Origin of the sequence: Streptomyces cellostaticus, assembly GCF_001513965.1 — a bacterium.
GTDB classification, from domain to species: domain Bacteria; phylum Actinomycetota; class Actinomycetes; order Streptomycetales; family Streptomycetaceae; genus Streptomyces; species Streptomyces cellostaticus.
The window spans coordinates 231,077-254,991 of record NZ_KQ948027.1; the positions used below are offsets into that span (position 1 = coordinate 231,077).

The window sequence follows — 23,915 nt, forward strand, 5'->3', positions numbered from 1 at the left end:
ATGGGCGACGAGGCGAAGCTCATCGATCCGTCCGGGATCCCGCACTTCATAGGCGACCTGGCCACGCTGGACACCGATGTGATGCTGATGACGGCGGACGCGGGCCAGTTCCGTGCCTCCGGCTCGGATGTGCACACCGAGTTCCAGGGCCTGTCCGCGTTCTACAAGGCACCGGAGGCGGAGCAGCTCTTCGCCACGACGCTTCCGGTGAAGCAGAAGTCGGACGCGTTCGCCGATGACTTGGAGAAGGTCGCCGACGCACTGTCGGACTACAGCATCGAGGTCCAACCTCTGGTCAAGAAGTTGGACGCGCTCAAGGCCGATGCCACAGAGTTCGTGAACTCGGTGGCTGGGGACGAGCACTGGCGCAAGGACCAGGACAAGGTCGACCACAACAACGACCTGTGGCACGACGTCAACCACACGGTTGCCGCCTTTCATACCGCCGAACGGGCTGCCTACAACAAGGTCATGGCGCTGATCGGCGGGCACAAGCTGACCGCCGACGACGGCTCGCACGGCAAGAACATGTACGGCTACAGGGCCGACGATCTCGACCACGCCAAGGAAACCCCCTGGGGTGCGCCGGTTGAGCGGGAGTACGAGGGCTGGTCCTGGCTGGCCCATCAGTCCAAGCAGGTGTGGGACGGCGTCTGGCACGACGGTGTCATCGGCACGATCAAGGGCCTGGGCACCATGTTCGGCAAGGACGGCTGGCACGCGGCCGGCGAGGCCTGGAAGAACCTCGCCAAGCTGAGCACCGCCTCCTCCCTCACCAGCGCCACGATGGGCGCCTGGTGGCTGCTCCCGGACGACAAACTGCCCTCCTGGCTGCGTGATTCGCGCACGGTCCACAAGCAGGCGATGAAAGGTTTCGTCGCCTACGACCAGTGGAAGACCAACCCGGCCCGCGCGGCCGGCGCCGCCGGCTTCAACGTACTGACGGTGGTCGGCACCGAGGGCGCCGGCGCAGCGGTAAGGGGGGCTGGCGAGGCAGGCGCAGCGACCCGCACCCTGGCGGCGGTCGGCAAGGTCGGCCGGGCCTTCGACCCCATGACGTATGTCGGCAAGGCGGGCAAGTTCGCCTTCGTCAAGGTCGGCGACACGTTCACTCGGCTGAAGAATCTGCAGACCGGGGCGTATCTGGACCTTCCGGAGAAGTACGCACTACCGGAATCCGCCCGCCGCATTCCTGACGATGCCGTCCCGGACATCGACGCCAAGGGCAACCTGGTCTACCTCACTCGGGACGGTGACATCCTCAACGCCGACGGAAGCCTCCGCCAGCACGCGGATGAAGCGGCGCACGAACTCTCGGCGAACGACCGCAACGAATTGGATTCTCCTGCCCGTGCGGATCACTCGCGTGAGCTGGTCGGGGCCGATGCACGGGCGGAACATGGTGCTGGTGCCGCTCGGCCTGGCGGGCGGGAGTCGGGGCAGACGGGCAAGAACGCCGGCGGCCAGGCGGTCTCGCGTGACGGCTCTGCCAACGGATCCGCTGGCGGAGAATCGTTTGAGCGACCCGGAGTCGGCAGTGGAAGAGCAGGGCATGGCTCCGCTGGAGCCGGATACGGCGACGGTGTCCACAGTTCCGAACCCCACCACGCGTCGGCCGATCACGACACTGCGGATACGCGGGAGGCGCATGATCCACCTGCCGAAGAGAGCAACCACAGGTCCGAAGCTCACACAGGCGGAAGCCCCGAGGACGAACCCGATTTCACGCGCCGTGCGCTGCCGCCGGGTACGGCCGATCGAACCTTGCGCGAGATGCAGGCCATGCGCCACAGCCGGGCACGCTACAAGGGCGCGGAGGACTACGCCCGCCAGATTGCGGGCGGTGCGCCCGAGCGGCACTATGGCGTACCCACCCACGATCACCCTTACTACCCTGTAAAGGGACGAGGGGGTCGTAACGTCGATGTTCCGGTGGATATGCCGGGCGGCCGCACGCTGGCCGTGGAAGTAAAGCATTATCTTGGATGGCGAACGATCAAATTCAAGGACGGCAGTAGCCGCGCCGTAAGGGGTGAAGTCCCCTTGAGTGACGGCATAATCGAGCAAATCAACAAAGATCTGACGCTGCGGCGATTGGATCCCAAGTATGATCCTCGGTGGGTCTTCCTGCACGCGTCTCCGTCACAGGCTTTGAGGAACTACCTCATCCAGGCTCGCATCATCTTCGTAGAGTATGGGCCTCCCCCTAAATAGCCGTGAACAGCATGAAAGGTGCAAGTCGTAGTGAACGCGGATGAACCGGACCTCCAGGAATGGGGTGCGGAGAGGCGCCGAAACGCCATCGATATTGCGGACATGCTTGGGGTGTCTCCCGAGATTTATACTCGTGACCCAATGAGTGTCATTGCGGTGTTGGACGACTATGCGTCACGTGCTCCCCTGGATGATTTTGAGGAGTCTGACTGGATCACGCTGCATGTCGATTTGGTATCGTTCCTCGCTGACTTTCTCATCCAGAGGCACGGCGCACGTTGGGCTCTCATGGACGATCCTGCGGGTCCTGTCGGTTACCGCTATCTCATCGAGGCAATCGGGGTCGATGGGCAGACCCGTCAGATCGACCCCTTCGAGATCGTGAAGATGGAATTTTCCGCACGCCCCATCGAGATCGTCCGCATGCTGGCCACAGCTGAACTCACCTTGCGTCTCGCCTCAGAGGCTGGCGAGGCTGAGTGAGGGCGATTGGACCGATGGTGCTGGTCTGGGGCAACGTGCGCCTGCATCTGACTGCCGGCATGCGGTGAGATCACCAAACTTGCCGCCGCCGACCTCTGTCAGATCACCTGTGTCGTCAAGCGAAGGCTCAAGTAGATTTATTAGCCTGTGCGGCTATGGCTGACATATTTGAGCTCACGCTTGCGTTGGACTTGTCGGACGAGTTGTCGGTGGAGGAACTCGCGGAGCTTCGATGGCACCTCGGAACGGGACGCATGCCGGAGACTCTCCGTATCGTGACCGAATTTCCGGTCGTGGTAGAGGGCGAAGACGGGGAGCCCGTCATCGAGGACCATCCTGAGCCTCTTCTGGGCCACCACGGTGAAGGCTGCAAGGTGGGGGGTGCACTCGTCTCGGTGCTGCTGCGTCGGCAGGCCACAGGACATGGTGGCTGGGCTCTGACCAGCCGGCAGGAAGTCCACCCAGACGATTTCGAGCGTACTGGTGAACTCCTCAGCTGGCTCGCGACCAAGGCCAGCGACCGGCACCGACGCTTCGACGGCAGCGTTGACCTGGGATGGATCCGGTTCTATGAAGAGCGCCAGCCCGAGCCGCTGGTAGTGCGAGACGAAACAGTCGTCTGGCCGTCGTAGATCCACGTCCACGCCCGGTCATCCCTGTGCCCGCCGCGTGTTCGGAGGCTTCGACCGATCCGGCCGTCCCTCAGCCGAACCAGCTCACCTGTACGACCACGATCCGCTCGCCACGGACGTCGGTCAGGTAGGTGAGCATGAGCAGCCCCCGGCTCTCGGTCCGCACGCCCGGACCCGGTCCGGTGTAAGCAGCTCCTTCCAGAAAGACCATCGACTCGCGTACGGCGACCTCGTTGGCGAGCCGCTCGGTCTCGGCGCATGCCGTGTCCGGGAGCCCGTCCAGCAGGTCGTCCTGGAACAGCTCCCAGTGCCAGTCAGCCACCGGCGACCTCGCGGTGTGCGGCGCGCACGATCTCTGCGGCCTCGCGGATGGCGCGCTCGCGCACGTCCGGGTTGGGGCTGCTGATGGCCTCCTCGGCGGCGTGTAGCCGATGGGCTGCCTCGGGGTGCCGTTCGATCTCGACCACGACGCCCCACTGTCGGTAGAACATCCGGATGGGTACGACGCTGTCCTCGTCGCCGGCTCGGACGAACGCCTTCTGAAGGTCTTCGAAGAACTCGGGCAGGCGGGAGGGCGCGACCGTCGCCACGGCCTGTCGTAGAGCCGGGAGTGTCAGCTCGGGTCGGGGAATGAGCGGGCCGTCTCCGTCCGCGTACGGCGTGGTCATCGGTCGCCCCTTCCGCTCGTCCAGCGTCCTTCCGGCACGGGCCCACGCTAGCGCCATTCCCGTCACTCCCGCGTGCTCGCGAGCGGATGGCCACTACAGAGGGCGAGGCCGAGGCTCCATTCCGCCCAGACGGTCTTGCCCACGCCCGCCCGTGGTCGCACACCCCAGTCGTCCGCCAGTGCCCCGACCAGCAGCAGCCCTCGCCCGAACTGGTCCTCGCCCGTCGCGTCACGGACGCAGGGCAACCGTTCGCTGCGGGGATCGCTGACCTCGACGCGGAGCGCGGTGGTCGTGGTGGTCATCCGCAGCCTGATGAGGCGTCCCCGCACGCTGCCGTGCAGCAGGGCATTGGTCATCAGCTCACTGACGACGAGGGTGACGTCTCCGGCGAGGATCGGCTGGCCCCACTCCGCAATCAGGCGGGCGGTGCGGTGGCGGGCGAGGGCGATGCTGCGGGAGACGGGGGTGTAGTCGAGCTGGTCTTCGTGGAGGAGGGGTTCGGGGGCGGGGTTGGCGTCGGGCATGGACGCGCACCTCCTTGTGCCGTCGTGTTTACCAAGTGGCGCCGCCAGGTGAGCGGTTGAGTATCGACCGTAGCGAGACCAATGACTTCGATGCAATCAGCTTGGAGACAATTGTCTCCAACGGGTGACGGGAGAGTCTTGGAAGCGCGAGACTGATCCCGTGAACGGATCCGTGCCGACTGGTAACCGGTCGTCAACTGTCTTGGGGCGCCGACTGGGTAGCGAACTGCTGCGCCTGCGTGATGCTGCAGGAAAGACCCAGCAGCAAGCCGCTGATGTCCTCAATGCGACCAACTCGAAGATCGTGAAGATGGAGCGAGGCTGGGTGCCGATGCGGGACGTCGATATCCGCGCCCTGTGCGAGCTCTACGGCTTGGACGAGCCCAAGGCTCTGGCCCGCATGCTGAACCTGGCCCGGCTGGATCGGGAGCGCCGCAAGGCGAAGGGATGGTGGCAGCACGCACCGCAGGCTGGGGCGATCGCCGAGTACATCGCCATGGAGGATGTCGCCAGTCAGGTGCGGACATGGCAACAGGCATTCATTCCGGGCCTGTTCCAGACCCCTGAGTACACCAGGGCCGTTGTGGTCAGCGAAGGACTGTGGGCGGACCCCGATGAGATCGAGGGCGTCGTGGACGTACGGATGAAGCGCCAGGACCGGCTATCGGGGCCCGATCCGCTTCAGGTGTACGCGGTGATCTGGGAGGCCGCACTCCGGCAGCAGATCGGCGGTCCCGAGGTCATGCGCACACAGTTGCAGCACCTGCTCGACGTGGCCCAACTCCCCAACGTGCGTATCCAGGTACTGCCCTTCCACGCGGGCGGCCACGCCTGCATGGCAGGAGCCTTCAATATCATCTCCTTCGCGGAGGCCCAGGCTGTGGACGTGGTCCACGTCGACAGCATCGCGGCTACGGTATGGATCGAAAGCGAGTCCGAGAGCACTACGTACGGCTCGTTCTTCGACCGGACCGCAAGGCTGAGCTTGGCTCCCAAGGACTCGCTCAGACTGATTGAGAGCATCAGCGAGGGAATGCGTTGACCACTAGATTCGACTTCGCGAAGTCCAGCTACAGCAGCGGCAGCGGCGAATGCGTCGAAGTCGCTCGCAACATCCCCCACACCGTCGCCGTCCGTGATTCAAAGACCCCTGACGGCCCCATACTCCGCTTGGCCCCGAGGGCATGGGTGAAGTTCACGGCGGCGTTGGTCTGAGGTCGGCATGTCAGCCCAGGACTACGACAGCCAGCTACTCGAGTCCGTCTCCGTCCGGCGTCGCCGGCTGCGGGATGCCGTGCTCTTCGGCGGGCAGCGGCAGCGGCGCACTGCGGACGAGCGGCTGGGCAAGGCGTTTGCGGGTGTGGTGATCGCTGCGGTGATGTGTGCCGGGTGCGTGGGGTGGTCGTTCGTTTCGCATCGGGTGGTCGGCGGGAGTTCGAGTCCTTACGGGCCCTCGACCACGGTCCCGTCCTCGCCACCGGCCGAAACATCAACCGACACGTCTTCGCCCCGGTGATAAGTTCGAACACGTGATATCTACGGGGGCATCGAGCCGTACGCGACTGGCGTTGAGCCGGGTCACACTGGTGGGGGAGCGTCGGCGCGTCGACCTTGTGTTGCCGTCGAATGAGCCTATCGGGCGGCTGCTTCCCGAAGTTATGCGGCTGCTGGGCGATCAGGTGGGTGCGCGGCCGCAAACGCGTCATCTGGTGACCGGCGACGGCAGTGTCCTGGACCCGGACGCTACTTTGGAGTCGGCGGCTGTGGCGGATGGTGCCGTGCTGCGGCTCGTGCGCGTCGAGGACGCGCCCTCCGCGCCCGTCGTACACGACGTGAGCGATGAGGCCGCCGACGATCTCGACGTGCGGGGCTGGCGGTGGGGGCCCGCCGCGCGGCGCGTCGTCGCCGGGAACGCGGTGGTCGGGTGGGCGCTGGTCGCCGCCTTCCTTGCGCGGCAGGAGTTCGCCGCGCAGACCGTGGGTGTCGTGCTGGTCGTTGTCGCCGTGCTCGGCGCGGTCGCGGGTGCGGTGCTCGGCCGGGCCGGATTGCGCGGGCTTGCCGGCACGCTTGTCGTCACCGGTGGCGTGCTGGGTGTGTTCGGGGTGTGGAGCCTCGGGGATGCCCACGGTTGGTCGGGGGCGGTGCGGCTTGCCGGTGTCGCCGGGGCGATGGCTGTCGCCTTGGTGCTGCTCGGATGGTGCTCGCCACTCGGACGCGGCGGGGTTTTCGGGGCCGCCGCGCTCGCCGGGGGCGCGGCCTGCTGGGAGATCGCGCTCGCCTTTGAGCCGGCGGCGCGGGCCGGTGCGCTGCTCGTCGTCGTGTCGGTGCTCGTCCTGGGGTTGCTGCCTCGGTTCGCGCTGATGGCGTCGGGGCTCGCAGGGCTCGACGACCGGCGCTCGGGCGGCTCGTCCGTGAGCCGTTATCAGGTGTCCACGGCGCTCGCGGCCACGCACCGGGGGCTCGCGCTCGCGACGATGGTCACGGCGGTGTCCGCCGCCGTCGCCGGGGTGCTCGTGCTGCATACGACGACGGTGTGGACGGTGCTGCTCGTAGTCGCCGTCGCGCTGGTGCTCGCGCTGCGGGCGCGGGCATATCCCCTGGTCCCCGAGGTCGTCGCGCTGTTCGCGGCGGCCACGGTGGTGGCAGTACGGCTGGCTTGGGTGTGGATGGAGCGGTCCGGTGCGGCCGGGCCGCTCGCGGCGCTCGTTGTGCTGGCGCTTGTTCCACTGGCCGTTCTCGTGGTGCAGCCCCCCGAGCATGTGCGGGTGCGGTTGCGCCGGTTCGGCGACATGGTCGAGTCGGTCGGGGTGATCGCGCTGTTCCCGCTGGTGATCGGCGTCTTCGGGGTGTACGGGCGGCTGCTCGGCACCTTCGCGTGAGCGAGACCGTGAGCGTGAGGCGGCAGGGATGAACGGGGCTCAGGGCGGTTGGCAGGACGAGGTGCTGCGGGAACTGCGGGGCGGCGCGTCGGCAACGCCCGGTCCGCCCGCTCCGGAGCACGTGGATGTGGGTGAGTAGAAGGAGGGGGCCGACACCAAGGCCCCGCTCCCGGTCCGTCACCCCGACGAACAGCGCCCCAACCCGGGGCAGCCGCACCTCCCGGGCACGGCGTCGGCGGCGACCCCCGGTGACGTACCGGGGCAGCGGCCCCAGCAGCCGGCACCCCTGCCGGACCGCGCGCCGCAAACGGTGACCCAGCCTCGGCTCCCCGAAACGGGCCCCACCGCTCCGGGAACGTACGCGCCCGTTCCCGACCAGCACTTGAACACCCAAGGGCAACCCGCCCCGGCCCCGCCCGAGCAGAGCGCCACCCCGGCGGTCCGCCACCGTCCCGGCAGCCCGACCCTCCCCTTCCCCACCCCGAAGTCCGTCCCCACCATCGACCCGCGCCTCGCCCTCGCACTGGGGAGGCCACTGCACGGGGACTCCGTCGTGCGACGGACCGGAAAATCGATCCGTCGGCTCGCCTCCTCGACGTCGCAGGAGGTCGCCGAGGAGACACGGATCGGGCGGGAGTTGCAGCAGCCGGTCACCACGGGCCGGGTCATCGCCGTCACGTCCATCCGGGGTGGCGTCGGCAAGACGACGGTCGCCGCGCTGCTCGCGCGTACGTTCAACCACTACCGGCACGATCCGGTGCTCGCCCTGGAGGCGGACGCAGCGCTCGGCACGCTGCCGGTACGGATGGGCGCGGAGTCGGTGCGTTGGTCGTGCGCCGAGCTGGCCCAGATTCTCACGCCGTCCATGCAACTCACCGACGTAACCGGGTACTTGGTGCCGGTCTCGGACGGCGGCTGGCTGCTGCCCGCGAGCCAGGGACGCGTCGGTGCCCTGCTGGACATCCCCACCTACCGCAGGGTGACGCTCGCGCTGCGCCGCTACTTCGCCGTGACGGTCGTGGACTGCGAGACGCTGCCCGGGGAAGTGGCCCGTACCGCGATGGACACCGCGCACGCCCGCGTGGTCGTCGCTCCGCTCACCGCCGAGGGCGTCGGCGGTACGCGCGTCGTCCTGGACTGGCTCGCCCAGCTGCCGCACGCCGCCCTCGCATCCACCGTCGTCGCCCTCACCTCGGGCACACCCGATCCGAACCTCGACCTGAAGACGGCCACGGCGCATCTGCGGGAGACAGGGACCACCATCGTGCACCTGCCCTACGACCGGCATCTCGCGGCCGGCGGACCCATCCGCACGGAGCTGCTCGGCTCGGCCACGCGCCGCGCGGCCACGCAGCTCGCGGCGGAGGCACTTCAGTGGGCGGTGCAAGTCCGATGACGCAGCACCTGGTCCACCGTCCCGCCCGGGCCACCCGCCCGCTGCCGCCGGCCGAGGCGCGCACCATCGAGCCGCCGCCGAACCTGCCCGAAGGCAAGATGGGCAGCGCCGCCACGGCGCTGTTGCCGATGGCCGGTGTCATGTCGTCCGTGGTGATGATGACCGTCATCCGGTCCAGCCAGTTCGCGGGGCTGGGCGCTGTCGTTCTCGTCGTTGCGCTGCTCGGCGCCGTGGCGCTGTTCCTGTCGCAGCGCGGCAAGGCGCAGCGGCAGCGGCGCGTGCAGCGCGAACGGTATCTGGAGTATCTGGAGGAGCTGCGCGAGGAGCTGGGCGCGGCCGAGCGGGAACGGCGGTGTGCCGCACGGGAGTTGAATCCGCCGCCGTCGGCCCTGTACGACCTGGTACGAGATCCGTCCCGGCTGTGGGAGCGCCGGCGTACGGACGCCGACTTCCTTCGGGTACGGGTCGGCGTCGGTGACGTACCGGTGCAGGACGTGGCGGTCGGGCAGAGCTCGGCGAGTGGGGTGCTCACGCCCCCTGACCCGTTCATGCTGAACGAGGCGCGGGCGCTGCAGGCCCGGTTCGTGACCATCGCCGGCCATCCGCTGCAGGTGCCGCTGGATCGTGCGGGCAACGTGAGCGTGGTCGGTGAGCGCGAGGACGTACTTCAGGTCGCGCGGGCGCTGCTCGTGCAGGCCTCCGTCACGCATGCGCCGGACGACATGGCGCTCGCGCTCGGCGTGCCCGGGGAGAGCATGTCGGAGTGGGAATGGGCGAAGTGGCTGCCGCACGTCCTCGACCCCGACACGCAGGACGGTCCGGTGGCCGCTCGGCGTATCGCGCCCGATCTCGCCCAGCTCGCACGTTTCCTCGGCGCGGACCTGAAGAAGCGTTCCTCGTACGCCGCCGAGGTGCGGCGCGGGCTCTCCGACCGCACGGCACTGAGTCTCGGCAGCCGACTGCTCGTGGTGAGTGACGAGTACGGTGAGAACGCGGCCGAGCTGCCCCGTCCGGACACCGCTGTGGACCTTGGCGACATGGGCGTGACCGTGCTGCATCTGCTCGCCGAGCGGGTGCACGAGCCCGATCAGGTGTCCGTACGGATCACCGTCGACGGGGAGCGGGTCGTGGTCGAGGATCTGCGGGGCGAGCGTGCCGTGCGGGTCTCGGGTGTCCTTGATCCGGTGGGTGCCGGGGCGGCCGAGGGGCTCGCACGCATGCTCGCCCCGCTGCGTCTGTCCCGCGAGTCGGCCGCCGAGGGCACGCCGGTGACCGGCCCGGTGGACTTCCCGGAACTGCTCGGCATCGGTGATCCGGCCGCCCTGGACCTGGGGCGGCAGTGGGCGCGGCGCGGCGACCGTGACTTCCTGCGGGTGCCGATCGGGCTGGACGACCGGCACGAGCCGGTTCTGCTCGACCTGAAGGAATCATCCGAACTCGGCATGGGCCCGCACGGGTTGTGCGTCGGCGCGACCGGTTCCGGCAAGAGCGAGCTGCTGCGCACCCTGGTGCTCGCGCTGGTGACGACGCATCCGCCCGAGGATCTGGCGATGGTGCTGGTCGACTACAAGGGCGGCGCCACCTTCGCCCCGTTCACGGGCCTGCCGCACGTGGCCGGTGTCATCACGAACCTGGAGAACCAGGCCGGTCTGGTCGAGCGCGTGCACACGTCACTGGCCGGTGAGATCAAGCGGCGCCAGCAGGTCCTGAAGGACGCGGGCAACATCGCCGACATCGGGCGCTACCGCGCGCTGCGTGACACCGGGCGCCCGGACCTCGAACCGCTCCCGCATCTGTTCGTCGTCATCGACGAGTTCGGCGAACTGCTCACCGCCAAACCGGACTTCATCGACCTGTTCCTCTCCATCGGCCGGATCGGCCGCTCCATCGGCGTGCATCTGCTGCTGTCCAGCCAGCGCATCGAGGGCGGCAAGCTGAAGGGCCTGGAGACGTATCTGTCGTACCGGCTCGGTCTGCGCACGTTCTCGGCCGATGAGTCGCGTACGGTTCTGGAGACTCCGGACGCCTTCAACCTGCCGCCGCTGCCTGGTTTCGGCTATCTGAAAGTCGATACATCGACGTACGCGCGGTTCAAGGCGGGCTTCGTCTCCGGTGCCCACCGCGCACCCGTGCCGCGCGACGCGGCTGCCGCCGACGAGCCGCTGGCCTGGGCGTATCCGTCGTACAACACCGTGGCGACCGCCGCCGGGGCGGCGGGGGACGACGGCGCGGTCGCGCCGCGCGAGCGGGAGAGCGGGCCTACCGTCCTGTCCACCGTGGTGGAGCAGCTCGTGGGCGCGGCTGAGCCCGTGCGGAGGATCTGGCTGCCGCCGCTGCCCGACACCGTCACGCTGGCCAGGGCGGCCGGGCCGGTGCGGGCATCGGCGGACGGGATGCAACTCGCCCACAGGGACGGGCCTTTGCGGGTTCCGCTCGGTGTGCTCGACGTGCCGGCGCGGCAGTGGCAGGGCCGGTGGGTGCACGACCTGGACACGGCGGGCGGGCACACGGCCGTCATCGGCGGCCCACAGTCCGGCAAGACCACGCTGCTGCGCACCCTGGCTCTGTCCCTGGCCCTGACGCACACGCCGCGCGACGTCGCGATCTACGGTCTTGACCTGGTCGGCGGCGGTCTGAGCGCCCTGTCCGGGCTGCCGCACGTCGGTGGGATCGCCGGGCGCGCCGATCACGAGCGTGCCGCCCGCACCGTCGCCGAGGTGCGCGGCATGCTCGCCGAGCGCGAAGCCGTCTTCCGCGAGCACGGCATCGACTCCGTCGACCAACTGCGCAGCTTGCGTGCCCAAGGCCTGCTGCCGGGGCTCGGGTCCACGGACGTGGTGTTGCTCATCGACGGGTTCGGCGCGCTGCGCGACGAGTTCGCCGAGCTGGACGACGCGGTGGCCGAACTCCTCAAACGCGGCAGCGGCTACGGTATCCATGTCGTGGCGGGCATGCTCCGCTGGAACGACGTGCGCATCGCCGGCCAGTCGATGTTCGGCAGCCGGATCGAACTGCGGCTCAACGACCCAGCCGACTCCTCCATCGACCGCAAGCTGTCCGAGACCCTGTCGGCCGACACCCCGGGCCGTGCCCTCACCGACGGCAGACTGTTCGGGCACGTCGCGCTGCCGCGCCTCGACGCGCTCGGCTCGACGGCGGACCTGGCACCCGCCCTCGAAGAGGCCGTCCGCTCCCTGCGGGCCACCTGGCACGGTGAGCCGGCCGCTCCCGTACGCGTGCTGCCCACGCGGCTGCCCGCAGGGCGTCTGCCCTCCACCGCCGCGGTACCGCGCGCCGTGCCGATCGGAGTCGACCAGGACGCCCTGTCCCCGGTCGTCCTCGACCTGTTCGGCGCTGACCAGCACCTCCTGGTCCTGGGCGACAACGAGTGCGGCAAGACGAACCTCCTCAAGCTGATCTCCCGCGCGCTCGTGGACCGCCACGGCGAGGACGAGTTGGTCTTCGGCGTCTTCGACCCACGGCGCGGCCTTCGGGGTGTGATCCCGGAGCCGTACCGCGGCGGTTACGCGCACAACGCGAAGCTGTCCGCCGCGCTCGCCACCGGCATCGCGGCCGAGCTGGAGAAGCGACTCCCGGAATCCGCAGATCCCGACGCGACGAACGACGATCCGGCCTTCACCGGGCCACGGATCGTGATCCTCGTCGACGACTACGACATCCTCACCACGGCGGGCCAGCAGCCCCTCGCCCCCTTCCTGCCGTACATCTCCTCGGCCCAGGACATCGGACTGCACTTCGTTGTCGCGCGCCGCGTCGCGGGCGCCTCGCGTGCGCTGTACGAGCCTTTCCTGACGACCTTGCGCGAGACCGGTGCGACAGCGTTCGTGATGACGGGAGACCGCACGGAGGGCCAGCTCTTCCCGGGCCTGTACGCCTCCGCGCAACCGCCGGGCCGGGGGACTCTGGTTCGCCGCGGACGCCGCCACCAGCTGATCCAGACGGCTCTCGCGGCCGATACCGACCCCATGGAGACCCCGGCGTGACCAAGGACGTCATCGCGCTCACCCCGAAGATGCCGGACACCAGGTCGCTTCTGACAGGCCTGTACGGCGGCGGCCCCGAGCTGAGCCTGACCGCCACGCACGACGGCGCGGTCATCCAGCTGTGCACGGCGGCGGGCCTCCCGCTCGTCTCGGTCGAGGCCCCGCTGCTCGTCCACGTGCCCGGCGAGGCAGAGCGCCTCCTCGGCCCGCGAGCGACCACGCCCGAACCACCGTTCTGGTGGACCGAGACCCGGGCCTCCACGGCCGTCCCCGAGGCGGAGTCCCTCGCGGGTTCCGTCTGCGGACGCCTGACGATGCTGCTCGGCGGAACCACCTGGCCGCCCGAGGCGGCGCACACCGCACGCGTCGCGGTCCCCGACGACTCGGCAGACGAGCAGCCGGACCCCGCCGAGCCACACACCCCGGGCCTCCCCGCCGTCGACGTCCTGACCGACTCGACCGCCGTCGTCCTGGCCGACCGCCCTGTCATCCCTCTCACCGCATGGCTCTCGGACATTCTGCGCATCACCGCACAGGCGAACCGCGCCCTCCACCTCGTCACGCCACCCCATGTGCGCCTCACCCTGCCGTTGCGCACCGCGCTGGGCGGCGCCCCCAACCGCTGGGTGATCCAGGAGCCAGCGGGCGGCTACTACGACGGCCTGTCCGGCGTCCAACTTGCCTGGCGCGACGGCACGTTCATGCCGATCGACTCCGCTGTCGCCCAAGCCTTCACCGCCGCCGCCACGCCCGCCGGACAACGTCAGCTCACCGTCTCCTTCCGCACGCTGCACGCGGCCGACACCGACCTCGTGCTCGGCCGCGCGCTGGAAGCCGCCTGGCACCACCTCACCGGAGCACCGCCCGCCGGATGGGGGACTGCGGAACCCGTCAACCTGCCCTGGTCCACACGCCAGTTGACCGACCTCGCCCGCGACCGGGCTCCCGCCCCCACTCACCTCGTCGCCGTCGGCGCCCCCGACCACCCCGCCATCGCCACTCACCGCATCACGCGCACCACCGCCGGCATCGCCGAAGACACCACCCTCACCCTCGGCCATGCCGACCCCGCCGACGTCCCCCTCGGCACCTTGGACTCCCTCGCCACGCTACTGGTCGACGAGCACGGCCTGACGACGATGCTCACCACCCTGCGCCACGCTCGCGCCGACCTCACCCTGCCCGCGCATCTGGAAGCCCCGCCCCTCCCGGTCTCCTTCACCCTCGGGCCACGCGACATCCGCACGATCGGCCTCACCCACGCCCGCCGCCCGCCCCTCGCCACAAAACCCCGGCAACTCGGCTCCCCCAGCTGCCCGGCGCTCCACTATTCGCTCGGCGACGGAACCGACGCCGAAGCCTGGACGGCACTCCGGAACCTCGCCAACCACCTCAGAAACGGTCCGGGCGTCCTCGGTTCGTAATAGCTACCGAGCCTGTATCGCCGGGGCGGCCGCCGTCAGCCGCGCCAGTTCTTCCTCGCTCAGCACCAGCTCCGCCGCGCCCGCCGAGTCCCGGACGGTCTCCGGACGGCTTGCCCCCGGGATCGGGATCACCGTCGGCGACTTCGTCAACAGCCAGGCGAGACACACCTGTTGTGGACTCACCCCGCGCTCGCTCGCCACACCGTGGAACGCGGCGAACCGTTCCGTGCCGTCCTTCAGCCCCGACGGCCCGTCCAGCGAGCTCCGCGAGATGCCGCCCAGCGGGCTCCAGGGCAGGAACGCCAGTCCCAGCTCCGCGCACAGCCGTAGCTCGGGCTCGCTGTCCTGGACCTCGGGGGAGTAGCGGTTCTGGACCGACACCAGCCGGTCGCCGAGGATCGCGCGGGCCTGCCGGATCTGGTCCGCGTCCACGTTGGAGAGGCCGGCCAGCCGGATCGTGCCCGCGTCCAGCAGCTCGCGCAGCGCGCCGGCGGACTCCTCGAAGGGCACGTCCGGGTCGGGCTTGTGCAGCTGGTAGAGGCCGATCGCCTCGACGCCGAGCCGCTTCGCGGAGGCCTCGGCGGCCGCCTTGAGATGGCGGGGCGAGCCCGTCACCGTCCAGCTGCCGTCGGCCGGACGGCCCCGGCCGCCCTTGGTGGCCACCAGTACGCCGTCGGTGTCACCGCCGTAGGCCGCGAGGGCGCGGGCGAGGAGGAGTTCGTTGTGGCCGGGGTCCTGGCCCGGCAGATGGTAGGAGTCGGCCGTGTCCAGCAGGGTCACGCCCGAGTCCAGGGCCGCGTGCACCGTGGCCAGGGCGCGCCCCTCGTCCGGCCGGCCCTCGATCGACAGCGGCATGGCCCCGAGCCCGATCGTGCTCACCTTCAGGCCGCCAAGGGTGCGGTAGCGCATGTCAGTCGTCCTTTCCGAGGGTCTCGGCGACGGCCTTCGGCAGCCACTGCCGTACGTCACCGAAGGTGAAACCGAGCCGCGTGGCCCGGGAGTTGTCCATGCCGTAGCGGCGGCGGAAGGCGAAGGGGGAGACCTCGGTGGAGTCGGTCGCCTCGAACACCGGCTCGACTGTGCCGAGTCGGGCCGCCACCGTCGTGCACAGTTCCTCGACGTCCAGCTCTCCGTGGGAGGCGGCGTTCACCGGGCCCGTGAAGTCCTCGCCCGCCGTCCAGAACAGGAAGTCCGCGATCTCCTCGACGTGGATGTAGGTCGCCGGGTGCCGGACGGGGGGTACAGCTATGGGGGCGCCGGTGCGGATGCGGTCCGCGTAGTGGTCGAGGCGGCCCGTGAAGTCGTCGTCGCCGCCCAGGACATGGGCCACCCGGACGGACACGAACGGCAGGTCCGGGCCGGCCGCCGCGAACACCGCCTCCGCCTGCCGCTTGCCCTCGCCGTAGTGCGCCTCCAGAAACTCGGGGTCGTCCCACGGCAGTTCCGGGTTCACCGCGACCGTGGCCGGGTCCACCGCGCTCTCCGGTACGAGCGTCTCCGAGTCCTCGTGCTCGTACACCTCCACCGTCGACGTCATCACATAGCGGCCGGTGCGTCCCGCGAAGACGCGGCGGGCCGTCGCCGCCTGGCGCGGGGTGTAGCAGACCTGGTCCAGGACGACGTCGAAGACGCGGGTGCCGATCGCCTCGGCCAGGGCCTCTTCGTCGTTCCGGTCGGCGACCAGGTGCACCGCGCCCGCGGGCGGAGCCGCCGAGCCCCGGTTCAGGACCGTGACCCGGTCACCGGCCGCGAGCAGCCGGGCGATCAGCCGCTTGCCGAAATAGCGGTTGCCGCCGATCACCAGTACCTCTCGTGTCTTTCCCATGACCATAATTCTCCGGGCGGCACAGCAGCCTCTGAAGGGGGAGACATGGGAGATACGGCAACCGCACCGAAAGAACCACGGCATCTGCGGGCCGTCGCCAACGAAACGCCAGTGGCCTTCGACGGGGTGGACCGGCAGATTCTCGAACTGCTGCAGAGCGACGGGCGGATCAAGCTCAGCGAGCTGGGGCGGCGGGTCAGTCTGAGCCCGGCGGCCGTGGCGGAGCGGGTGCGCCGGCTGGAGGCGGCGGGCGTGGTCGAGGGGTACGGCGCCCAGGTCGCGCCCGCCCGCCTCGGCTACGGCATCCAGGCCTTCATCCGGGTGAACCCGCACGGCGGCTACACCCTGAAGCACCCGAGGACCCTGGAGCTGATCGACCGGCCGGAGATCACCGAGGTGCACCACGTGGTCGGCGAGGACTGCTGGATCCTCAAGGTCGCCGTCGCCGACACCGTGCACCTGGAGGAGATCCTGGAGCAGACCTCGGTCCTGGGGCGTACGACGACCTCGATCGTGCTGTCCTCGCCGGTGCGCCGGAAGCCTCTGCTGCCGCCCGTCCTGCCTTGACCTCTTGCCTTGACGCCGACGTCAACGCCTACGGTCGTGGGTATGCGAATCGGCGAGCTGGCCGCACGGGCCGGGACCACCACCCGCACCCTGCGCTACTACGAGGCACGGGGGCTGCTGCCCGCCCGCCGCGACGACAAGGGGCACCGCACCTACGACGAGGGCGACCTCAGGCTGCTCCAGCAGATCCGGACGCTGCAGGACTTCGGGTTCGACCTGGAGGAGACGCGGCCGTTCGTGGAGTGCCTGCGGGCCGGGCATCCGGAGGGCGACTCCTGCCCCGCGTCCCTCGTGGTCTACCGGCGCAAGCTGGACGAGCTGGACGCGCTCATCGGGCAGCTGACGGCGGTGCGGGAGACGGTCGCCGGGCAGTTGGAGCGGGCCGAGCAGGCCCGGGACGAGCTGGCCGCCGAGGCGCTGGTTCCGGGCGGTCCGGAACCCGCATGCGAGCTGGGAGGGCTGACGCGGTGAGCTTGGTGAGCGGATTGGCCGAAGTGACGGACGCGGATTTCGAGGCGGAGGTGATCGGCGCGGACCTTCCGGTGCTGGTGCAGTTCACGGCCGACTGGTGCGGGCCGTGCCGGCAGCTGGCGCCGGTGCTGAAGGACATCGCCTTCGAGGAGGGCGACCGGCTGAAGATCGTCCAGCTGGACGTGGACCGGAATCCCGGTACGACGGTGGCCTACGGTGTGCTGTCGACGCCGACGCTCATGGTCTTCCGGGACGGTGAGCCCGTGCGGTCGATGGTGGGCGCCCGGCCCAAGCGGCGGCTGCTGGAGGAACTGGCCGACGTGCTGTAAAGCGGAGCCGCCCACGAAAAAATCCCCTGAGCAATTGCGCTCGGGGGATTTCTGTGCGTATATTCAGTGGTTCGCGACTTCAATTCAAATGAGTCGCAAAGAAGTTCAGTGAGCACAGTATATCCGGGCGGGAGCGGAATTGTCAAACACCGAATTTCCAGACGATGAATTGCGGCACGAGCAGGAATTCATCGACGGACTGTACGCGCGCGTGGACGTTCTGCTCGGAGAGGCCGAGACCTCGGTCACGGACGCGCTCGCCCAGGGTGACAAGCCCATGCAGGCGCGGCTGGAGCGGGACATCCTGGTCGCCGAGCGCTCGGGGCTGCTCGCCGCCCTGAACGCCGTCGACGGCTCGCTCTGCTTCGGCCGGATCGACCTCGCCGACGGCGCCGTCCACCACATCGGCCGGATCGGGCTGCGCGAGGACGACGCCCAGCGCACCCCGGTCCTCATCGACTGGCGGGCCGACGTCGCCCGCCCCTTCTACCTGGCCACCGGTCACACCCCGATGGGCCTGCGCCGCCGCCGGCACATCTCCACCGACGACCGGACCGTCACCTCCCTGCACGACGAGTTCCTCGACCTCGGCGACACCACCCGCACCGGCCACGAGGATCCCACCGGGGACGCCGTGCTGCTGGCCGCACTCAACTCCGCGCGCACCGGCCGGATGAACGACATCGTGCAGACCATCCAGGCCGAGCAGGACGAGATCATCCGCGCGCCGCACCGCGGGGTGCTGGTGGTGGAGGGCGGACCCGGCACCGGCAAGACCGCGGTCGCCCTGCACCGGGCGGCCTATCTCCTCTACGAGCACCGCGAGCTGCTGGCCCGCCGCGCCGTGCTCATCGTCGGCCCCAATCCCGCCTTCCTCGGCTACATCGGCGAGGTGCTGCCCTCCCTGGGCGAGACCGGCGTGCTGCTGGCCACGGTCGGCGAGCTGTTCCCCGGCGTGAAGGCCGCCGCCGCCGACACCCCCGAGGCGGCCGCCGTGAAGGGCCGCGCCGACATGGCCGACGTGCTCGCCGCGGTCGTACGGGACCGGCAGGCCCTGCCCGATCCGGTCATCGCGATCGAGCACGACCGCGAGGTCCTGATGCTGGACGACGGTCTCGTGAGCGTCGCCCGCGAGCGCACCCGCGCCGCCAAGCTGCCGCACAACGCGTCCCGTGAGTACTTCGAGGGTCACATCCTCAACACGCTCACCGAGCTGTACGCCGAGCGCGTGGGCACCGACCCGTACGACGGCAGCAGCCTGCTGGACGCCTCCGACGTCACGCAGATCCGCGACGAACTCGCCGAGAACCCCGAAGTCTGGTCGGCCGTCGACCAGTTGTGGCCCCGGATCACGCCGCAGCGGCTGGTCGCGGACTTCCTCGCGGAACCGGAGGGATACGTGTCCCAGGCGGACGCCGAGGCGATCCGCCGCCCGGTGACCCGGTCCTGGACCGTCGCCGACGTGCCCCTGCTGGACGAGGCCGCCGAACTCCTCGGCGAGGACGACCGGCTGGCCCGTGCCCGCGCCGACCGGGAACGCGAGACCCAGGTCGCCTACGCCCAGGGCGTCCTGGACGTGTCGTACGCCTCCCGTACCTACGAGTTCGAGGACAAGGAGGACGATGACCCGGACGCCTCGGAGGTCCTCTCCGCCCACGACATCATCGACGCCGAGCGGTTCGCCGAGCGGCAGGAGGAGGCCGACCACCGCAGCGCCGCCGAGCGGGCCGCGGCCGACCGGACCTGGGCCTTCGGTCACATCATCGTGGACGAGGCGCAGGAGCTGTCGCCGATGGCGTGGCGGCTGCTGATGCGACGCAGCCCGACCCGGTCCATGACCTTGGTCGGCGACCCGGCGCAGACCGCGGAGGCGGCCGGCGTCGGCTCCTGGGAGGACATCCTCGCCCCCTATGCCGAGGACCGCTGGGAGCACACCCGGCTGGGTGTCAACTACCGCACCCCGTCCGAGATCATGGACCTGGCCGCGGCCGTGGTCCGCGCCGAGAACCCGGACTTCGAGCCGCCCAGTTCGGTGCGTTCGACCGGGGTACGGCCCTGGGTGCGCGACGCGGGCGACGACCTGCCCGGCGCGGTCGCCGAGGCGGTCGCCGAACTCACCCCCGCCGAGGGCCGGCTCGCGGTTGTCGCCCCGCGCGACTTGCATCGCCGCCTGGCGGCCCGGCTCGACGGCGTCACGGCGGGCACCGAGCCCGACCTGGCACAGGCGGTTGTCCTCCTCGACCCCCGGCAGTCGAAGGGCCTGGAGTTCGACTCGGTCCTGGTGGTCGAGCCGGGCCGCTACGGCACCAGCGACCTGTACGTGGCCCTGACCCGGGCCACGCAACGGCTCGGGGTGCTGTACACCGGGGAGCTGCCGGAGGCGCTGGCTGGGTAGATCAGCCGGCACGTCAGCCCCTCCGGCGTTTGAGGAGCGGGGGGCCAGGGGGCAGAGCCCCCTGGCGGGGTCGAAGGGGCGGAGCCCCTGGGGACGGGACGGGCAGGGGCGGCGGGGGCGAGAAACCTACGCCGGCCGCAGCCACACCGTCGCCAGGGGCGGCAGCGTCAGCCTGATGCTCGCCGGACGGCCATGGGCGCCCTGCGGCTCCGGTTTGACCGGATGGGGGTGGACCACGCCCCCGCCGCCGTAGCGTGCCGCGTCGGTGTTCAGCGCCTCCAGCCAGGCCGGGACGTCCTCGGGCACACCGATGCGGTACCCGTGCCGGACCACCGGGGACAGGTGGGAGACGGCCAGCAGCGGGTTGCCGTCGGCGTCCAGGCGCAGGAACGCGAAGACGTTGTCGTCCGCCGCGTCGCCCACGATCCACTGGAAGCCCGCCGGGTCGGTGTCCCGCTGCCACAGGGCCGGGGTCGTGCGGTACAGAGCGTTCAGGTCCCGTACGAGATCCCGCACGCCCCGGTGGTCGGCCTCGGCGCCGTAGGACGGGTCGAGCAGCCACCAGTCCGGGCCGTGCGCCTCGGACCACTCGGCACCCTGGGCGAACTCCTGCCCCATGAACAGCAGTTGCTTGCCGGGATGGGCCCACATGAAGCCGAGGTAGGCGCGGTGGTCGGCCCGCTGCTGCCACCAGTCGCCCGGCATCTTCGAGACGAGGGACCGCTTGCCGTGCACGACCTCGTCGTGGGAGATGGGCAGGACGTAGTTCTCGCTGTACGCGTACACCATCGAGAAGGTCATCTCGTGGTGGTGGTACTTGCGGTGCACCGGCTCATGGGCCATGTACTCCAGCGAGTCGTGCATCCAGCCCATGTTCCACTTCAGGCCGAAGCCGAGCCCGCCGAAGCCGCTGGGCCCCTTGTGATGGGTGGGGCGCGTGACGCCGTCCCAGGCCGTCGACTCCTCGGCGATGGTCACCACGCCCGGGCAGCGCCGGTAGACGGTGGCGTTCATCTCCTGCAGGAAGGCCACCGCGTCCAGGTTCTCCCGGCCGCCGTGCTCGTTCGGCGCCCACTGGCCCGGCTCGCGCGAGTAGTCGAGGTAGAGCATCGAGGCGACGGCGTCCACGCGCAGCCCGTCGATGTGGAACTCCTCGCACCAGTACACGGCGTTCGCCACCAGGAAGTTGCGCACCTCGCGGCGGCCGAAGTCGAACTCCAGGGTGCCCCAGTCGGGATGGGCGGCCCGCAGCGGATCGTGGTGCTCGTACAGCGGGCGCCCGTCGAACTCGGCCAGCGCCCACTCGTCGCGCGGGAAGTGCGCGGGGACCCAGTCCATCAGGACGCCGATGCCGGCCTGGTGCAGCCGGTCCACCAGGTACTTGAAGTCGTCCGGGGTGCCGAGGCGGGCCGTCGGGGCGTAGAAGCCGGTGACCTGGTAGCCCCAGGAGCCGCCGAAGGGGTGCTCGGCGACCGGCATCAGCTCCACATGGGTGAAGCCCGTCTCCGAGACGTACGAGGGCAGTTGGTCGGCCAGCTGCCGGTAGGTCAGGCCGGGGCGCCAGGACGGCAGGTGGACCTCGTACACGGAGAGCGGCGCCTCGTGCACGGGAGTGTCGCCGCGCCGGGCCAGCCACTCGGCGTCACCCCACTCGTGGTGCGAGGCGTGCACGATCGAGGACGTCGCGGGCGGGACCTCCGTGCGGCGGGCCAGCGGGTCGGCGCGCAGGGTGCGTGAGCCGTCCGGGCGGGTGATCTCGAACTTGTACAGCTCGCCCTCACCGATGCCGGGCACGAACAGCTCCCACACCCCCGAGGAGCCGAGTGAGCGCATCGGACACCCGGTCGCGTCCCAGAAGTTGAAGCTCCCCGCGACCCGCACGCCCCGCGCGTTCGGCGCCCACACGGAGAACCGGGTGCCGGTCACGCCCTGGTGGGTCATGACGTGCGCGCCGAGCACCTGCCACAGCTGCTCGTGCCGGCCCTCGCCGACCAGGTGCAGGTCCAGTTCGCCGAGCGTGGGCAGGAAGCGGTAGGCGTCCTCGGTCTCGTGGACGGTGCCGTCGTACGTCACGAGCAGCCGGTAGGCGGGGGCCTCGGTCAGCGGGAGCAGCGCGGAGAAGAAGCCGTCGCCGTCGTCGTGCAGCTCCGCCCGCAGGTCGCCCAGGACCACGGTGACCGCCTGCGCGTACGGGCGGAAGACCCGGAAGGCGACCGAGCCGGGGACCGGATGGGCGCCGAGGACGGAGTGCGGATCGTGGTGGGTGCCGTGGCGCAGCCGCTCACGGTCGGCGGCAGGCACGGCAGGCGAGACATCAACCGTCTGCCGTGGCACCCTCTTGGACACCTTCGCCTTCCCGGGGACCTCCTGTGCCGGCACCTTCTTGGCGGCGGTCTTCTTCTTGACCGTGGTGTCCTTCTTGGCCGCGGATTCCTTCTTGGCCTTGGGGGTCACGAACGAGCCTCCTGGTCGGGCAGGGAGAGACGGCGCACCGCACTCAGCGGCACCGGCAGCCAGTCGGGGCGGTGGCGGGCCTCGTAGACCACCTCGTAGATGGCCTTGTCGGTCTCATAGGCGCGCAGCAGCACGGGGTCGGTACGCGGGTCGCGGCCGGTGACGTCCGCGTACCCGGAGCAGTAGGCGGCCCGGCAGCCGTGCGCCCACTGCGGCGCGGGCGGGCTCGCCGAGAGGGCGGCGTAGTCGAAGGAGCGCAGCATCCCGGCGATGTCCCGCACCGCAGGCTGCGGCAGGCGCCGCTCGGCCAGCGGCCGGGCCGGCTCGCCCTCGAAGTCGATCAGCGACCACGGGCCGGACGGCGGGCGCAGGCACTGGCCGAGGTGCAGATCGCCGTGGATGCGCTGGGCGGTCCAGGTGCGCCCCTCGGCCGCGAGGCCCGCCAGTGCCGTGAAGGCGGAGCGCAGCCCGCTCTCGTACGGCCGCAGCGCGGGCACCGCCTGGACGGCCGCCTCCAGCCGCTCGGTCATGCCGTCCACCAGCAGCCGCAGCTGGGCCTGGCCCAGCGTGACCGTGGGCAGGGCCTGGGCGAGGGCGGAGTGCACCTCGGCGGTGGCCCGGCCCAGCGCCCGGGCCTCGGCGACGAAGTCCTCCCCCTTGGCCAGTTCGCGCAGCGCCAGCTCCCAGCCGTCACTCGCGCCGCTCACGAACGGCTGGAGTACGGCCAGGGCGTACGACTGCGCGTCCAGCTCGGCATGGAGCCATGCCGTCGGCGCGGGCACCCGGGCGCAGCCCGCGCGCGCCAGGGCGAGCGGTAGCTCCAGGTCGGGGTTGACGCCGGGCACGACCCGGCGCAGCAGCTTCAGGATGAACGTATCGCCGTAGACGATCGAGGAGTTGGACTGCTCGGCGGTCATCAGCCGGGCCACGAGTCCGTCCCGGATCTCCTGGCGCCGGTCCCGTTCGAAACGGAGCCCGCCGATGCGTGCCTGGGTGCGCAGGGCTTCCAGGAGCACCTCGGCGGGCCGGGGGTCGTACAGGGCCTCGTACACCGTGCGTCCGGCGAGTGGCCCCCGTGTCACGTGTCCGATCAGCGCGGGCGCCAGCCGGGGCGGCAGCGCCTCGCGCACTCCTATCAGCAGCTGGTAGCAGTCGCCGGGGTGCGGTGGAGCGCCCAGCACGGGCGGCTGGTGGACGCGCAGAAGCAGGTGGTACAGGCCCAGCCGGCCTTCACAGGGCAGCAGTTCGGTGGCGGCCAGCGGGGTGAACCCGGTGACCGGACGTCCCTTGCCCGCGAACCAGCGCTGCCTCGGCAGCCACTCGCGCAACAGGGGTTGGAGCGAAGCGAGGAGGTGACCGGTCGTACCGGTGGTGCCGGAGGGGGTGAGCGCTTCCGCCATGGGCGTCACGTCCTTTCCCCGGGTCGTCGGGGTGTGAGAGATGCGTGCCCCGGGTGGGGCGGCGGAAACCGCCGGCCGCCCCACCCGGCCGGGCTACGCCGCGTCCCGGCGCAGCCGGAACCAGTAGAAGCCGTGCCCCGCCAGGGTCAGCAGGTACGGCAGTTCGCCGATCGCGGGGAACCGCACCCCGCCGAACAGCTCGACCGGATGCCGCCCCGTGAACCGCCTCAGGTCCAGCTCCGTGGGCTGC

22 protein-coding genes are annotated in these 23,915 nt (G+C 70.3%); 14 read left to right on the plus strand and 8 right to left on the minus strand.

Annotated features, from left to right (window positions below; genetic code table 11):
- The 3 genes from AQI88_RS24710 (at position 1) to AQI88_RS43505 (ending at position 3,329) form a co-directional block, all read left to right on the plus strand.
- On the plus strand, positions 1–2,214 hold the full coding sequence (locus AQI88_RS24710; protein WP_067003147.1) for an ICP22 family protein: 2,214 nt from the start codon (positions 1–3) through the stop codon (positions 2,212–2,214).
- Positions 2,215–2,244: 30 nt separating this feature from the next.
- Positions 2,245–2,697 (plus strand): hypothetical protein, encoded by a 453-nt coding sequence (locus AQI88_RS24715; protein WP_067003149.1) that lies wholly within the window; start codon positions 2,245–2,247, stop codon positions 2,695–2,697.
- Positions 2,698–2,852: 155 nt separating this feature from the next.
- Positions 2,853–3,329: a hypothetical protein gene (locus tag AQI88_RS43505; RefSeq protein ID WP_079057767.1), complete on the plus strand. Its 477-nt coding sequence runs from the start codon at positions 2,853–2,855 to the stop codon at positions 3,327–3,329.
- A 70-nt stretch (positions 3,330–3,399) separates the two neighbouring features.
- Here the strand turns inward: AQI88_RS43505 and AQI88_RS24725 are convergent, their stop codons facing one another.
- The 3 genes from AQI88_RS24725 to AQI88_RS24735 form a co-directional block, all read right to left on the minus strand.
- The gene (locus AQI88_RS24725) at positions 3,400–3,651 is read right to left on the minus strand and encodes a hypothetical protein (RefSeq protein ID WP_067003153.1); all 252 of its coding nucleotides are present in this window, start codon (positions 3,649–3,651) and stop codon (positions 3,400–3,402) included.
- Positions 3,644–3,997 carry a hypothetical protein gene (locus AQI88_RS24730; RefSeq protein WP_067003155.1) on the minus strand — a complete coding sequence of 118 codons (354 nt, stop codon included), beginning with the start codon at positions 3,995–3,997 and terminating at the stop codon, positions 3,644–3,646. The genes AQI88_RS24725 and AQI88_RS24730 overlap by 8 nt, the downstream gene beginning before the upstream one ends.
- 62 nt (positions 3,998–4,059) lie before the next feature.
- Complete coding sequence (locus AQI88_RS24735) at positions 4,060–4,521, minus strand: ATP-binding protein (protein WP_067003158.1); 462 nt, start codon at positions 4,519–4,521, stop codon at positions 4,060–4,062.
- A 160-nt stretch (positions 4,522–4,681) separates the two neighbouring features.
- Between AQI88_RS24735 and AQI88_RS24740 the strand changes: the two genes are divergently transcribed.
- The 7 genes from AQI88_RS24740 (at position 4,682) to AQI88_RS24760 (ending at position 14,224) form a co-directional block, all read left to right on the plus strand.
- Positions 4,682–5,563 carry a helix-turn-helix domain-containing protein gene (locus AQI88_RS24740; RefSeq protein WP_067003159.1) on the plus strand — a complete coding sequence of 294 codons (882 nt, stop codon included), beginning with the start codon at positions 4,682–4,684 and terminating at the stop codon, positions 5,561–5,563.
- Positions 5,560–5,736, plus strand: a complete 177-nt coding sequence (locus AQI88_RS43510; protein WP_079057768.1) for a DUF397 domain-containing protein — start codon at positions 5,560–5,562, stop codon at positions 5,734–5,736. The genes AQI88_RS24740 and AQI88_RS43510 overlap by 4 nt, the downstream gene beginning before the upstream one ends.
- 7 nt (positions 5,737–5,743) lie before the next feature.
- Positions 5,744–6,037: a hypothetical protein gene (locus AQI88_RS47875; RefSeq protein ID WP_079057769.1), complete on the plus strand. Its 294-nt coding sequence runs from the start codon at positions 5,744–5,746 to the stop codon at positions 6,035–6,037.
- Positions 6,038–6,083: 46 nt separating this feature from the next.
- Complete coding sequence (locus AQI88_RS24745; RefSeq protein WP_244184291.1) at positions 6,084–7,400, plus strand: EsaB/YukD family protein; 1,317 nt, start codon at positions 6,084–6,086, stop codon at positions 7,398–7,400.
- A gap of 382 nt (positions 7,401–7,782) precedes the next feature.
- Positions 7,783–8,796, plus strand: coding sequence for a MinD/ParA family ATP-binding protein (locus tag AQI88_RS24750; protein WP_244184290.1), 1,014 nt, complete (start codon positions 7,783–7,785; stop codon positions 8,794–8,796).
- A complete protein-coding gene (gene eccCa, locus AQI88_RS24755) occupies positions 8,793–12,800 on the plus strand; it encodes a type VII secretion protein EccCa (RefSeq protein WP_067003163.1) in 4,008 nt (1,335 codons plus the stop codon). Before AQI88_RS24750 ends, eccCa begins: the two co-directional genes overlap by 4 nt.
- Positions 12,797–14,224, plus strand: a complete 1,428-nt coding sequence (locus tag AQI88_RS24760; protein ID WP_067003165.1) for a DUF6177 family protein — start codon at positions 12,797–12,799, stop codon at positions 14,222–14,224. Before eccCa ends, AQI88_RS24760 begins: the two co-directional genes overlap by 4 nt.
- A gap of 3 nt (positions 14,225–14,227) precedes the next feature.
- Here the strand turns inward: AQI88_RS24760 and AQI88_RS24765 are convergent, their stop codons facing one another.
- Positions 14,228–15,133, minus strand: a complete 906-nt coding sequence (locus tag AQI88_RS24765) for an aldo/keto reductase (protein ID WP_067003168.1) — start codon at positions 15,131–15,133, stop codon at positions 14,228–14,230.
- Between the two features lies 1 nt (position 15,134).
- Entirely contained in the window at positions 15,135–16,049 is a 915-nt protein-coding gene (locus AQI88_RS24770) for an NAD-dependent epimerase/dehydratase family protein (protein WP_079057777.1), read from the minus strand.
- Positions 16,050–16,094: 45 nt separating this feature from the next.
- On the opposite strand from AQI88_RS24770, the gene AQI88_RS24775 reads away from it, so the two are divergent.
- From AQI88_RS24775 to AQI88_RS24790, 4 genes are all read left to right on the plus strand, one after another.
- Positions 16,095–16,616 carry an Lrp/AsnC family transcriptional regulator gene (locus AQI88_RS24775; RefSeq protein ID WP_208615888.1) on the plus strand — a complete coding sequence of 174 codons (522 nt, stop codon included), beginning with the start codon at positions 16,095–16,097 and terminating at the stop codon, positions 16,614–16,616.
- Positions 16,617–16,658: 42 nt separating this feature from the next.
- The gene (locus AQI88_RS24780) at positions 16,659–17,087 is read left to right on the plus strand and encodes a MerR family transcriptional regulator (RefSeq protein WP_067003174.1); all 429 of its coding nucleotides are present in this window, start codon (positions 16,659–16,661) and stop codon (positions 17,085–17,087) included.
- A gap of 14 nt (positions 17,088–17,101) precedes the next feature.
- The gene (trxA, locus tag AQI88_RS24785; RefSeq protein WP_067003176.1) at positions 17,102–17,416 is read left to right on the plus strand and encodes a thioredoxin; all 315 of its coding nucleotides are present in this window, start codon (positions 17,102–17,104) and stop codon (positions 17,414–17,416) included.
- Positions 17,417–17,585: 169 nt separating this feature from the next.
- Positions 17,586–19,811, plus strand: a complete 2,226-nt coding sequence (locus AQI88_RS24790) for a HelD family protein (RefSeq protein ID WP_208615892.1) — start codon at positions 17,586–17,588, stop codon at positions 19,809–19,811.
- A 126-nt stretch (positions 19,812–19,937) separates the two neighbouring features.
- On the opposite strand, the gene glgB is transcribed toward AQI88_RS24790, so the two are convergent.
- The 3 genes from glgB to AQI88_RS43520 form a co-directional block, all read right to left on the minus strand.
- Complete coding sequence (gene glgB / locus AQI88_RS24795; protein ID WP_079057771.1) at positions 19,938–22,265, minus strand: 1,4-alpha-glucan branching enzyme; 2,328 nt, start codon at positions 22,263–22,265, stop codon at positions 19,938–19,940.
- Positions 22,262–23,665 carry a maltokinase N-terminal cap-like domain-containing protein gene (locus tag AQI88_RS24800; RefSeq protein WP_208615889.1) on the minus strand — a complete coding sequence of 468 codons (1,404 nt, stop codon included), beginning with the start codon at positions 23,663–23,665 and terminating at the stop codon, positions 22,262–22,264. The genes glgB and AQI88_RS24800 overlap by 4 nt, the downstream gene beginning before the upstream one ends.
- 93 nt (positions 23,666–23,758) lie before the next feature.
- The coding region (locus AQI88_RS43520; RefSeq protein ID WP_208615893.1) for an alpha-glucosidase C-terminal domain-containing protein at positions 23,759–23,915 on the minus strand (157 nt) is incomplete at its 5' end.